This window comes from Saccharopolyspora montiporae, assembly GCF_015209505.1.
Taxonomy (GTDB): domain Bacteria; phylum Actinomycetota; class Actinomycetes; order Mycobacteriales; family Pseudonocardiaceae; genus Saccharopolyspora; species Saccharopolyspora montiporae.
Genome location: NZ_JADEYC010000002.1, coordinates 102,035 through 114,732 on the forward strand (window position 1 = coordinate 102,035; position 12,698 = coordinate 114,732).

Sequence of the window (12,698 nt, forward strand, 5' to 3'; positions counted from 1 at the left end):
CAACACAACCCGGTTAGGGTCTGCACACCTCGGTCTGAATCGAAAAGGAAGGACTCAGCCATGGGCACTGCCCGCGGTTTCGGCGTGGACATCGGCGGGTCGGGCATCAAGGGATGTCCGGTCGACATCGACGGCGGGGCGCTGGCCGAGGAGCGGATGCGGATCCCCACGCCCCAGCCCTCCACGCCCGACGCGGTCGCCGACGCGGTCGCCGAGATCACCGAGAAGTTCGCGTGGACCGGCCCGGTCGGCGTCACGCTGCCGTGCGTGGTCAAGGACGGCGTGGCGCACACGGCCGCCAACGTGGACAAGAGCTGGATCGGCACCGACGCACAGGGGTTGTTCGCCGAGCGGCTCGGCATCGACCGCGCGGACGTCCTGGTGCTCAACGACGCCGACGCGGCCGGGATCGCCGAGATGCGCGCCGGGGCCGGATACGGGCACGACGGGCTGGTCGTGGTGCTCACCTTCGGCACCGGGATCGGCAGCGCCACGTTCGTGGACGGCAAGCTCGTGCCGAACACCGAGTTCGGGCACATCGAGGTCGACGGGCACGACGCGGAGACGCAGGCCGCCGCCTCGGTCAAGGACGGTCTGGACCTCTCCTACGAGGAGTGGGCCCCCCGGGTCAGCCGCTACGTCCAGGCCCTGGAGCAGTTCCTCTGGCCCGACCTGATCATCGCGGGCGGCGGGGTCAGCCGGAAGGGCAGCAGGTGGATCCCGCTGCTCGACACGCGTACTCCGGTGGTGGCTGCCGGGCTGAAGAACGACGCGGGCATTGTCGGGGTGGCCACAGCCGCTGCGAGCAGGGAAAACACCTGATCCGGACGGGGGTCGGCAAGCACCGGGGCACGCGGACTCCACCTTGCAGCGGAACCGCACTCGGAAAGCGCAGTTACAATGGAACGCGGCCCAGTTGATTCGATCCCTCGTATCCGGGGCGCCAGCGCGTTGCCACCGGAGTTGACGGGGACCGGACCAGTGGGTCGTCCCCGACCTTTGGCGGCCGAGGTTTCGCGCCCCCGGCCAGCCCTGATCGACCGTCGCGAAAGGGCGTACGTGGCAGCCGCAGAAACCGCAACCCGACGCTCCAGCTCCGCTGCAACCTCCGGCGGTGCCCAGTCCCAGTCGGCCCAGTCGGCGACCGCTCCCGAAGCGGAGGCGGCCGCAGCGGCGCAAGCCGAGGGCCAGCCGACCGCCGCGGACAACAGCTCGGCAGGTGCGAAGCAGACCCGCAAGACCGCCGGCAAGACGGCGGCCAAGAAGGGCACCAAGGCTTCCGGGAAGAAGTCGGCCAAGAACGCAGAGACCGGCGAGAGCCTGGAGATCGACGAACCGATCGAGACCGACCTGACCTCCCCGGACGTCGGCGATCTGGCCGACGTCGAGGTGGAGATCCCCGAGGAGCCCGTCCCGGAGGAGGACACCAAGGACGCCGACTTCGTCTGGGACGAAGAGGAGTCCGAGGCACTCCGGCAGGCTCGCAAGGACGCCGAGCTCACCGCTTCGGCCGACTCGGTCCGGGCCTACCTCAAGCAGATCGGCAAGGTCGCTCTGCTCAACGCCGAGGAAGAGGTCGAACTGGCCAAGCGCATCGAGGCCGGGCTCTACGCCGCCGAGCGGCTGCGCCAGGTCGAGGAGGCCGGCGAGCAGCTGGCCACCCAGATGCGGCGCGACCTCCGCTGGATCACCCGGGACGGCGAGCGGGCCAAGAACCACCTGCTGGAAGCCAACCTCCGGCTCGTGGTCAGCCTCGCCAAGCGCTACACCGGCCGCGGCATGGCGTTCTTGGACCTGATCCAGGAGGGCAACCTGGGCCTGATCCGCGCGGTGGAGAAGTTCGACTACACCAAGGGCTACAAGTTCTCCACCTACGCGACCTGGTGGATCCGGCAGGCGATCACCCGTGCGATGGCCGATCAGGCGCGCACGATCCGTATACCGGTCCACATGGTCGAGGTCATCAACAAGCTCGGCCGCATCCAGCGTGAGCTGCTGCAGGACCTGGGCCGCGAGCCCACGCCCGAGGAGCTCGCCAAGGAGATGGACATCACCCCGGAGAAGGTGCTGGAGATCCAGCAGTACGCCCGGGAGCCCATCTCGCTGGACCAGACCATCGGCGACGAGGGCGACAGCCAGCTCGGTGACTTCATCGAGGACTCCGAGGCGGTTGTCGCCGTCGACGCCGTGTCGTTCACGCTGCTGCAGGACCAGCTGCAGTCGGTGCTGGCCACGCTGTCCGAGCGCGAGGCCGGTGTGGTGCGGCTCCGCTTCGGGCTCACCGACGGCCAGCCCCGCACGCTCGACGAGATCGGCCAGGTCTACGGGGTCACCCGGGAGCGGATCCGGCAGATCGAGTCCAAGACGATGTCGAAGCTGCGGCATCCGTCCCGCTCGCAGGTGCTGCGCGACTACCTGGATTGATCCGCGCGCTGCGCGGTGGAGCGCCCGGTCCGACTTCTCCGTCGGGCCGGGCGTTTTCGCGTCCGCACGATGTTCGGCACGCGGCACGGCACCCACCCGCCGCGTGCGATCATGCGTTGCTGTGACGCGCGCGAAGGGCTCCGACGAGCACGCCGTGCTCAGCACCCGGGTGATCGTGTGGCGGGCCGTGGGCCTGCTGGTCCTGGCGGCCGGGTCGATCACGGCGCTGTGGCTGGCGCTGAGCGCAGGCCGGGCGGAACCGTCGGTGCGGCTGGACATCATCCGCACGGCACTGACCATCGTCGTCGGCGGTGGCGGTGCCGCGGGGCTGCTGCTGACCGCCCGGCGCCAGCGAACCACCGAGCTCGACCTGGCGCAGAAGGACCACGACTCGACCGAGGCCCGGGTCACCGAGTTGTACGGCAAGGCCGCCGAACAGCTCGGCAACGACAAGGCACCGGTGCGGCTGGCCGGGATTTTCGCGCTGGAGCGCCTCGCCCAGACCTACCCGCAACACCGCCGGACCATCGTCGATCCGCTGTGCGCCTACCTGCGGATGCCGTTCGACCCGCACGGGACCGGTGCCGAGTCCCGGCAGGAGCAGCAGGTGCGGGAGAGCGCCCAGCAGGTGCTCACCACGCACCTGCGCGCCGAGGACGCCGACTCGTTCTGGGCCGATGTGCGGCTCAACCTCACCGGAGCGACGTTGACCACGTTCACGTTCATCCGCTGCTGCGCCCGGTTCGCCACGTTCTCCGGTGCGGTGTTCGTCGGACCCGCCGTGTTCCGCGGGAGCAGCTTCGATGTGCAGGGCGACTTCCGCGGCCCGCACGACGGCATCGACGCGCGATCTCGATTGGGGCGCACCGACTTCGGCGGCGTCCACGGTGATGCAGACCACATCGCACGCCGCCACCGTCCCGCTCGGCGGGATGCGGGAGCCAGTTCGCTCGCAGCGGAACACCCGGAACCGAGCGGCCACCCGCACCCGGAGCGCGGCACGCTCCGCCGCCCGGCGCAATCCGAGCCCCTACGTTTTCCCTGGTCCAGCGACTGAACACGGTACTGGACAGGCAAACGACACGGTGCGCAACCGGACTGCGGCAACCGGGTACTTCGACGTGACGACTGTCGCTGTCCGGCGCGGGAACACTGACTCCGCTCCATGCGTCTGGAAGAGTAGAGCCAACGAGCACCGACCCGTGCAGCCAGCCGGCCACCGGTGGTCGTAGCCGGATCGAGGGCGTCGGGACGATTCCGACGCCGGGACGGAGGGAGATCACGATGCCGGGAACGCTCACCCGCCCCGAGCTGACCGCCGCCGACCGCTGCGACCGCTGCGGGGCCGCTGCAAAGCTTCGCGCCGTACTGCAGTCCGGTGGGGAGCTGCTGTTCTGCGGGCACCACGCCCGCGAGTACCAGGCCGGTCTGCGGGAAGCCGAGGCCGACCTGCAGGAGGACGAGAGCACTGAGCTCTGAGCAGTAGACCCTGTTCGACCCGAATGCCCCGCGGAGCACCTGCTCCGCGGGGCATTCGGCGTTCCGCGGCCGGCACTGCGGACACCGCGGTCCGCGGTGTGACCAGGAAGAGCGTCACCAGGAACGCAGCGTCGCGATCCGCTCTTCGAGCTGTTCGGCCGTGGCCATGGCCGTGGGCGGCCCGCCGCAACTGCGCTGCAACTCGTTGTAGATCTTGCCGTGCGGCTTCCTGGTCCGGTGGTGGTGCAGCGAGACCAGGGTGTTGAGTTCCTTGCGCAGCTTGTGCAGCCGCTCCTGGACGCTCTGCGGCCGGGCGGACTCCTGCTCGGCGGCTTCGGCCGCCTTCTTGTCCGCTTTCTGGGCCTTGTCCGCTTCCTCGCGCTTGCCCACGTCCTCCAGCTGCTGCTCCTGGCGCTGGCGCAGCAGGGCGCGGACCTGGTCCGGCTCCAGCAGACCGGGCAACCCGAGGTAGTCCTGCTCCTCCTCGGTGGTGCTGAACGCGGCCGTGCCGAAGGACGATCCGTCGTAGATGACCTGGTCGAGCTCGGCATCGGCACCCAGCGCGGTGTAGGCCTTCTCCTCCTCGCCCGGCTCGTCGCGCCGCGCGTTGGCCTCGGCCAGCAGCTCGTCGTCCCAGCCATCCTTCTCCCGGTGCGGTTTGCCCAGCACGTGGTCGCGCTCGGTTTCCAGTTCGCTGGCCAGCTGCAACAGGACCGGAACGCTGGGCAGGAAGATGCTCGCCGTTTCCCCCGGCCGCCGCGACCGGACGAACCGGCCGATGGCCTGCGCGAAGAACAGCGGGGTCGAGGCGCTGGTCGCGTACACGCCGACCGCCAGCCGCGGGACGTCCACACCTTCGGACACCATCCGCACCGCCACCATCCAGCGCGCGTCCGACTCGGCGAACTCGGCGATCCGCCCGGATGCCTTCGGGTCGTCGGAGAGCACCACCACCGGTTCCTCGCCGGAGATGCGCTGCAGGGTCTTCGCGTAGGACTTGGCGGTGACGTGGTCCGAGGCGATCACCAGCCCCCCGGCATCAGGCATACCGTCCTTGCGCAGCTGGGTCAGCCGCGTGTTGGCCGCCTGCAGCACCGAGGGGATCCACTCCCCGGCCGGGTCCAGCGCGGTGCGCCAGGCCCGCGTGGTCTGCTCGGCGGTCAGCGGCTCACCGAGGCGCGCGCTGAACTCGTCGCCGGCGCTGGTGCGCCAGCGCGCCTCCCCGGAATAGGCCAGGAACACCACGGGGCGCACGACACCGTCGCGCAGCGCGTCCGAGTAGTTGTAGGACTGGTCCGCCCGGCTGCGCATCGACCCGTCGGCATCGGGCTCGTAGGACACGAACGGGATGGGCGTGTCGTCGCTGCGGAACGGCGTCCCGGTCAGGCCCAGCCGCCGCGCCGCCGGCGTGAACGCTTCCCGGACGGCATCGCCCCAGGACTTGGCGTCGCCGGAGTGGTGGATCTCGTCCAGGATCACCAGCGTCTTGCGCCGCTCGGTGCGCACCCGGTGCAGCGTCGGGTGCGCGGCGACCTGCGCGTAGGTCACCACCACGCCCCGGTAGTCGGGCGAGGTCGCGCCGTCGGCGTTGCGGAAGTCCGGATCCAGCGGAATGCCGGCACCCGCGGCTGCCAGGGCCCACTGGTGCTTGAGGTGCTCGGTGGGCGCGATGACGGTGACCGCCTCCACGGTGCGGTCGGCCAGCAGTTCGGCGGCCACCCGCAGACCGAAGGTCGTCTTCCCCGATCCCGGCGTCGCCACCGCCAGGAAGTCCTTCGGCCGCGAGGACAAGTACTTGGTCAACGCGCGCCGCTGCCACGAACGCAGCGGCAGGGACGGCGCCTTCGACGGATCGCTGAGCACGGAACGAACGGACTCGATGTGCGTTTCGGACACGCCGGCTCGCCACTCCTTCCCTGGTTCTTCCCCCTGCCGAACGGGAGAGGCGCTCCCCGCGGACCCCGCGCGGCACCACCGCGCGGACCGCCGTGCAGCTTACCTCCGCGGCGCTGGTGGCCAGGCCGGGCCCGCGGCGGTATCGCAGCAGGTACGCGGCGAGTTCCACATCCCGGCGTTCACGGCTGTGACGCATGAAGCATCCTGGTGAGTGCCATGGGTCAGCCTTCGAGTCCGCGAGATCGCCGGGGACGCACTTCGGTCGCCACCCAGCAGGCCCCGGTACGCCGCGGACCGCTGCAGGTGGTGGGACGCACCGTCTCCAAGGCGTGGTGGGACAACATCTTCTCCGAGTCGGCCTCGGCCGCCTTCTGGCAGGCGTTGTCCCTGCCGCCGCTGCTGCTCGGGCTGCTCGGCAGCGTCGGCTTCCTCGGCGACTGGTTCGGGCCGGGTGTCGTCGACGCGGTGCACAGCAACATCCTCGCGTTCTCCCGGACGGTGTTCACCGGCAACGTCGTCGACCAGATCATCGGTCCGACGGTGGCCGACATCCTCACCAAGGGCCGCAGCGAGATCGTCTCGGTGGGGTTCCTGCTGTCGCTGTGGGCGGGTTCGTCCGCGCTGGCCTCGCTGGTCGATTCGATCACGCTGGCCTACGACCAGTACCTCGTGCGCAACAGCGTGTGGCAGCGGGTGTTCGCGCTGCTGCTGTACCTGGTGTGCCTGGTGCTGGCCGTCGTGGGCCTGCCGGTGGTGGCGCTCGGACCGGAGTGGCTGCAAACGCTGCTGCCGGAGTACCTGCGGGACGACGCCGCCTGGGTCATCCACGGCTTCTACTACCCGGCAACCGGCGTCTTCCTGGTGCTGGCGCTGGCGACGCTGTACAAGGTGTCGCTGCCGCGCAAACTCCCCTGGCACCGCGGACTCCCGGGGGCGCTGCTGGCGATGCTCGTCTTCCTGTGTTCCAGCATCGGCCTGCGGCTGTACATCGCGTGGGTGACGGGCACCGGCTACACCTACGGCGCGCTGGCCACGCCGATCGCCTTCCTGCTGTTCGGGTTCTTCATCGGGATGGCCGTGATCATCGGCGCGCAGTTCAACAACGCGATCCAAGAGATGCACCCGGCACGCCTGACCCGGCGGGAGCGGCGCCGGTGGCGGCGGCTGGAGATGAAGCGCATCGCGCAGCGCATGCACACCGAGCGCGGGTATCAGACCTGGCGCGCCGGCGGTGCGCAGGACGACGCCGGGAACACCGGACCCGCGGCGGGCGAGGAACCGGAGCAGCGGTCCACGACCGAAGAACAGCCCGATCCGGAGGGCTCGGGCGAACCGGACCCCGGCGGCGCGGCCGGGATCCCCTGGCCGGCCAGCGGAGACGAGCCGTCGCGGAACGCGCGGCAGCACGGCGGCTGACCCCGCCGTGCCCTCCGTGCGCAGCGACCGTCAGTCGTCGTCACCGCCGGGCGGCAGCGACTCGAAGACCTTCTTGCAGTCCGGGCACACCGGCGAGCCCGGCTTCGGGGACTTGGTGACCGGGAAGACCTCCCCGCACAACGCCACCACGTAGGACCCGGTCACCGCACTCTCGGTGATCTTGTCCTTCTGCACGTAGTGGAAGACCTCGGGGCGGTCATCACTGGTCTGCTCGGTGCTCTCCGGGCGGACATCGGTTTCCGGCAGCGTCGTAGTGCTCATCTGTCCATGATGCCGCACCGCACGCGCCATGTCCCCGGCCGCACCGGTCAGGAACCGTCGACCACCTGGTGGCCGCGGGATTCCACCGCCTGGTGCGATCGCCGGAACCGGTTGACGTGCTCCTTCTTCTTCGCCGGGCGGTCATTGGCGATGAGCACCGCCATCCACGGCAGCGGGATGGAGACCGCGAGCACGATCAACGACAACCACCACAGCTGCCACACCTGGAAGATGACCGCCGCCAGCACCAAGCACGGGATGCGGAACGACATCATGATCGCGTACTTGCGGCGGCGCACCGCCTGCTGATCGTCATAGGACGGCTGTGCCTCGGTGATCAGCACCGGGGAGTCGTCACGATGTGGGGTGTTCACGACGCTACCTCCGGGAATCATGCTCCCACCTCGCTCGCTCGCTGGACACCCCGGGCCGCGCCGGGTCTCCGACCCAGGTTGACCCGCACGGCACTGCGCCGAAACCTCAGCGCGGTAGATTCGCCGGGGGTCGTCGCCGAGCGGGAGGCACGGATGCTGTACGCCGTGAGCAAGCGGATCGTCGGGAGCGCCGCGCGGGCGGTGTACCGGCCCGAGATCATCGACGCGGACAAGGTCCCGCGCACCGGCCCGGTCATCCTGGCACCGAACCACCTCGCGGTGCTGGACAGCTTCATCGTCCCGCTAGTGGTGCCCCGCCGGGTGGCCTTCCTGGCCAAGGCCGAGTACTTCCAGGGCACCGGCCTCCGCGGCGGACTGTCCCGGTGGCTGTTCGGTTCGCTGGGCGCCATCCCCGTCCAGCGCGGCCGCGGGCGCGCAGCGATGGCCGCGCTGGAATCCGCCGAGGACGTGCTGCGCTCCGGAGGCGCGTTCGGCATCCACCCCGAGGGCACCCGCTCTCCGGACGGCAGGCTCTACCGCGGCCGAACCGGGGTGGCCCGACTGGCACTGGCCACGGACGCGCCGGTGGTTCCGGTGGCGCTGCGCGGAACCGACAAGCTGCAGCCGGAAGGCGCAAAGGTCCCGCGACCGCATCCGGTGACCGTGCGCTTCGGCGACCCGCTCGACTTCCGCCGCTACTCCGGGATGGAGGGTTCGCTGCCCGTGCTGCGCTCGATCACCGACGAGATCATGTACGCGATCGCCGAGCTGTCCGAGCAGGAGTACGTGGACCGCTACCAGTCCCCGGGCGCGGCCGCGGCCTGATCCGGCTCAGCCCTTGGCCGCCTTGGCGGCGGCCTTCTGCTCCTTCTTCCAGGCCCGGACTTCCTCCAGCGTCCGCTGGTCGACCACGTCCGCGATGGAGCGGCGCGCGTCGGTCTCGCCGTAGGCCCCCGCGGCCTCGCGCCACCCGTCCGGCCGCACTCCCCACTGCTTGCCCAGCAGCGCGAGGAAGATCCGCGCCTTCTGGTCCCCGAATCCGGGCAGTGCCTTGAGCCTGCGCAGCAGCTCGCGCCCGTCCGCATCCGCCCAGAGGGCCTCGGTGCGCCCACCGTAGTGCTCGACGAGGTACTGCGCCAGGGTCTGGATGCGCTTGGCCATCGACCCCGGGAAGCGGTGGATGGCCGGCTGCTGGGCGCAGGTCGCGGCGAACGATTCCGGGTCCGCCGCGGCGACGTCGTGCGGATCCAGGCCGCCGAGCCGGTCGGCCAGGACGCGCGGTCCGGCGAACGCCTTCTCCATGCTGATCTGCTGGTCCAGCAACATGCCGATGAGCAGCGCGAACGCATCGTCGGACAGCAGCCGGTCGGCCTCGGTGTCACCGGTGAGGTGCAGCGTTCGGGACATGTCGACATGCTGGCACAACCGGCGCCGCGAGTCGCCGGGAGCCGCCGACCGCGTCCGGGGACCGGGTTGACGGAGGTCACCGGACGCGGTCGGAGTCCGACGGCCTCCCGCGGCGGCGTGTGAGGATCTGCGGTGTGATTCCAGACCTCAGCAACCAGCACATCGACCGGCTCCGCGACGCGTTCCTGGCCGCCGGCTACGACACCGACGGTGTCGTCGAGCTGCTCGGCCCGCAGGCGCACGCGGCGCTCGGGCGCGGCGAGCCGGTCCCCGCGCTGCGCGCCACCACGGACGGGGGCGCCTGCAGCACCCTGATCCGGTTGTTCCTGCTCGGCCAGGCCGAGCCCCGCGAAGCGGTCGAGGCGGCGCTGCACCCGCTGCCGGTGGACGACGCGGTCGGCGCCGGGCTGCTCAGCGCGGACGGAGACCGGCTGCGCGCAGCGCTGGACGTGCGCCCGCACGGCACCGGTGACGACTCGTGGTGGGTGGTGTCGGACCTGGACACCGAGCTGCGCGGCGGGCAACAGGTGCGGCCCGAGCACGTGCTCGGCGTGGGGCAGGCATCGCTGAGCCTGGTCCGCGCCACCACCCGCAGGCAGGTCGATTCGGTGCTGGACCTCGGCACCGGCTGCGGTGTGCAGGCGCTGCACGCCAGCACGCACGCCGAGCACATCACCGCCACCGATGTCTCCGAGCGCGCGCTGGCGCTGGCCTCGGCGACGCTGCGGCTCAACCGGGTGCAGGCCGACCTGCGCCAGGGCGAGTGGTTCGACCCGGTCCGCGGCGGCAGCTACGACCTCGTCGTGTGCAACCCGCCGTTCGTCGTGGGGCCTGCACGCACCGACTTCGTCTACCGCGATTCCGGTCTGGCCGGCGATGACGCCAGTGCCCTGGTCGTGCGCCAGCTGCCCGCGTTCCTCAACCCGGGCGGAACCGGGCAGCTGCTGGCGTCCTGGCTGCACCACGAGGGCGAGGACTGGCGCGACCGGGTCGCGGGCTGGCTGCCACCTGGTGGGGTGGACGCCTGGTTCGTGCAGCGGGACGTGGCCGAGCCGGAGCTGTACGTGGGCACCTGGCTGCGCGACGCGGGCTACGACCCGCACTCGGCAGCGGGGATGCACAAGGCCGGTGAGTGGTTGGACTGGTTCGAGACCAACGGCGTGGTCGGGGTCGGTTTCGGCTTCGTGACGCTGCGCCGCACCGACGCCGCCCAGGGGTCGGTCGTCTGCGAGGACCTGCGGCACGCGTTCGACGACCCGCTGGGGCCGGAGTCCGACGAGTGGCTGCGCCGCACGTCCTGGCTGCGGGAGAACGGCTCGCCGGAGCAGCTGCTGGCAGCGCGGCTGGTCACCGCGGACAGCACGCTGCTCGAACAGGTGTCCCGCCCGGGCGGCGAGGGCTGGGAGCCGTTCGTGCACCGGCTGCACCGCAGCGACGGTCCGGGCTGGCAGCACGAGATCGACGAACTGGGCGTTCGGCTGCTGGCCGGGCTGCAGGGCGCCCTCGCGGTCGAGGACGTGCTCGAACTGCTCGCGTTCGGCACGGGCGAGGACGCCGAAGAACTGACCCGCGCCGCGATCCCGGTTCTGCGCGAACTGATCCGGCACGGAATGGTGCTGCCCGCGGAATGGGCGGAGACGTCCCGATGAGAGCAGTGGTCACTCGGGTCACTCGGGCCTCGGTGCGCGTCGCCGGTGATGTCGTCGGCGAGATCGACGAACCGGGGCTGCTCGTGCTGCTGGGGGTAACGCATTCCGACGGTCCGGAAGAAGTAACCAGAACGGCGCGCAAACTGCACGAGATTCGCGCGCTGCCGAACGAGGAGTCCTGCGCCACGACCGGGGCGCCGCTGCTGGTGATCAGCCAGTTCACGCTCTACGGGGCCACCAGGAAGGGGCGGCGCCCGTCGTGGACCGAAGCGGCTCCGCCGGAGAAGGCCGAACCGCTGGTCAACGCGGTCGTCGCGGAGTTGCGTTCACGTGGTGCGCGCGTGTCCACCGGGGTATTCGGAGCGGAGATGGCCGTGGAGAGCGTCAATGACGGCCCATTCACACTTTTGCTTGAAGTTTAAATGTAACGGGCCCTCTCAGTGAATCCTCAGACTCGGCGGTGCAACCGATGTGACCGCGGTGACGTCTTCCAGTCGGCAGCTTCGGGAACGAATTCGGCTTCCCGCGCGTTTTCCAGGTAACGAAGCTTCGACAGACATGTCCATCGGGCGTCCACGTCCACTGGGCGTCGAACCGTCCGCAGGGCGCTCACCGTCCGAAGGGCGATTGGGTTCGGCCTACAACCGAGCCTACGCGTCCCGCACACCGCGCAACGGTGCGCGAGTGCGCATTGCGCCCGCCAAGCCAGCCCGCCAGGGAGGGAGCTCAATGACCGTCCCGCAGATCACCAAGCCGGACGCCGCCATCAACGAGGCGGACCTGGACAACCAGGGTCCATCCGCTGACTTGGTGCGCGTCTACCTCAACGGCATCGGGCGGACCGCGCTGCTCTCCGCACAGGAGGAGGTCGACCTCGCCAAGCGCATCGAGGCCGGTGTCTTCGCCAAGCACCTGCTCGACACCGAGGAAGACCTCTCCGCGCAGCGCCGCTCGGATCTCAGCGCGGTGGTCCGCGACGGCCGCAGGGCCAAGAACCACTTGATGGAAGCCAACCTCCGGCTCGTGGTCAGCCTGGCGAAGCGCTACACCGGCCGCGGCATGCCGCTGCTGGACCTGATCCAGGAGGGCAACCTGGGCCTGATCCGCGCGGTGGAGAAGTTCGACTACACCAAGGGCTTCAAGTTCTCCACCTACGCGACCTGGTGGATCCGACAGGCCATCACCCGCGGCATGGCCGACCAGAGCCGCACCATCCGGCTGCCCGTGCACCTCGTCGAGCAGGTGAACAAGCTGGCCCGCATCAAGCGGGACCTGCACCAGAAGCTCGGCCGCGAGGCCACCGACGAGGAACTGGCCGAGCAGGCCGGGATGACCGCCGACAAGGTCGTGGACCTGATGGACCACTCCCGGGACCCGGTCAGCCTGGACATGCCGGTCGGCGCGGAGGAGGACGCCCCGCTGGGCGACTTCATCGAGGACGCCGAATCCGCCGACGCGGAGAACGCGGTGATCTCCGGATTCCTGCAGGACGACCTGCGCCGGGTGCTCGGCACCCTGGAGGAGCGCGAGCAGGCGGTCATCCGGATGCGCTACGGCTTGGACGACGGCCAGGCCCGCACCCTGGACCAGATCGGCAAGGCGTTCGGGCTCTCCCGGGAGCGCGTGCGGCAGATCGAGCGCGAGGTCATGTCCAAGCTGCGCCAGGGCGACCGGGCCGACCGGTTGCGCGCCTACGCCAGCTGACCCGACCGCACGACCGACACCGGGCCCGTCCCCAGGTCAGGGGGCGGGCCCGGTCGTGCGCGCAGGC

The 12,698-nt window shown here is 70.4% G+C and carries 13 protein-coding genes; 9 read left to right on the forward strand and 4 right to left on the reverse strand.

Annotation, left to right across the window (positions count from 1 at the left end):
- Positions 1-60 precede the first annotated feature (60 nt).
- From ppgK to IQ251_RS01250, 4 genes are all read left to right on the forward strand, one after another.
- A complete protein-coding gene (gene ppgK / locus IQ251_RS01235) occupies positions 61-822 on the forward strand; it encodes a polyphosphate--glucose phosphotransferase (protein WP_193926509.1) in 762 nt (253 codons plus the stop codon).
- A gap of 237 nt (positions 823-1,059) precedes the next feature.
- Entirely contained in the window at positions 1,060-2,424 is a 1,365-nt protein-coding gene (locus IQ251_RS01240) for an RNA polymerase sigma factor (RefSeq protein ID WP_370591131.1), read from the forward strand.
- A 121-nt stretch (positions 2,425-2,545) separates the two neighbouring features.
- Positions 2,546-3,481 carry a pentapeptide repeat-containing protein gene (locus tag IQ251_RS01245; protein WP_193926510.1) on the forward strand — a complete coding sequence of 312 codons (936 nt, stop codon included), beginning with the start codon at positions 2,546-2,548 and terminating at the stop codon, positions 3,479-3,481.
- Between the two features lie 227 nt (positions 3,482-3,708).
- Positions 3,709-3,903 (forward strand): DUF7455 domain-containing protein, encoded by a 195-nt coding sequence (locus IQ251_RS01250; protein WP_193926511.1) that lies wholly within the window; start codon positions 3,709-3,711, stop codon positions 3,901-3,903.
- A 114-nt stretch (positions 3,904-4,017) separates the two neighbouring features.
- On the opposite strand, the gene IQ251_RS01255 is transcribed toward IQ251_RS01250, so the two are convergent.
- Positions 4,018-5,799, reverse strand: a complete 1,782-nt coding sequence (locus IQ251_RS01255; RefSeq protein ID WP_193926512.1) for a DEAD/DEAH box helicase — start codon at positions 5,797-5,799, stop codon at positions 4,018-4,020.
- Positions 5,800-6,015: 216 nt separating this feature from the next.
- Here IQ251_RS01255 and IQ251_RS01260 point away from each other — a divergent pair, with 216 nt between their 5' ends.
- Positions 6,016-7,215: a YihY/virulence factor BrkB family protein gene (locus IQ251_RS01260; protein ID WP_193926513.1), complete on the forward strand. Its 1,200-nt coding sequence runs from the start codon at positions 6,016-6,018 to the stop codon at positions 7,213-7,215.
- 30 nt (positions 7,216-7,245) lie between these two features.
- Here IQ251_RS01260 and IQ251_RS01265 read toward each other — a convergent pair whose 3' ends face one another.
- Positions 7,246-7,497 (reverse strand): DUF3039 domain-containing protein, encoded by a 252-nt coding sequence (locus tag IQ251_RS01265; RefSeq protein ID WP_193926514.1) that lies wholly within the window; start codon positions 7,495-7,497, stop codon positions 7,246-7,248.
- A 47-nt stretch (positions 7,498-7,544) separates the two neighbouring features.
- Positions 7,545-7,892 carry a DUF3099 domain-containing protein gene (locus IQ251_RS01270; RefSeq protein WP_193926515.1) on the reverse strand — a complete coding sequence of 116 codons (348 nt, stop codon included), beginning with the start codon at positions 7,890-7,892 and terminating at the stop codon, positions 7,545-7,547.
- Between the two features lie 132 nt (positions 7,893-8,024).
- Here IQ251_RS01270 and IQ251_RS01275 point away from each other — a divergent pair, with 132 nt between their 5' ends.
- Positions 8,025-8,696 (forward strand): lysophospholipid acyltransferase family protein, encoded by a 672-nt coding sequence (locus tag IQ251_RS01275; protein ID WP_193926516.1) that lies wholly within the window; start codon positions 8,025-8,027, stop codon positions 8,694-8,696.
- 6 nt (positions 8,697-8,702) lie between these two features.
- On the opposite strand, the gene IQ251_RS01280 is transcribed toward IQ251_RS01275, so the two are convergent.
- Entirely contained in the window at positions 8,703-9,278 is a 576-nt protein-coding gene (locus IQ251_RS01280) for an HhH-GPD-type base excision DNA repair protein (protein WP_193926517.1), read from the reverse strand.
- A gap of 134 nt (positions 9,279-9,412) precedes the next feature.
- Here IQ251_RS01280 and IQ251_RS01285 point away from each other — a divergent pair, with 134 nt between their 5' ends.
- From IQ251_RS01285 to IQ251_RS01295, 3 genes are all read left to right on the forward strand, one after another.
- Positions 9,413-10,927 (forward strand): DUF7782 domain-containing protein, encoded by a 1,515-nt coding sequence (locus IQ251_RS01285; protein ID WP_193926518.1) that lies wholly within the window; start codon positions 9,413-9,415, stop codon positions 10,925-10,927.
- Positions 10,924-11,349 carry a D-aminoacyl-tRNA deacylase gene (dtd, locus tag IQ251_RS01290; RefSeq protein WP_193926519.1) on the forward strand — a complete coding sequence of 142 codons (426 nt, stop codon included), beginning with the start codon at positions 10,924-10,926 and terminating at the stop codon, positions 11,347-11,349. The genes IQ251_RS01285 and dtd overlap by 4 nt, the downstream gene beginning before the upstream one ends.
- A gap of 307 nt (positions 11,350-11,656) precedes the next feature.
- Positions 11,657-12,631, forward strand: a complete 975-nt coding sequence (locus IQ251_RS01295) for a sigma-70 family RNA polymerase sigma factor (protein ID WP_193926520.1) — start codon at positions 11,657-11,659, stop codon at positions 12,629-12,631.
- Positions 12,632-12,698 lie beyond the last annotated feature (67 nt).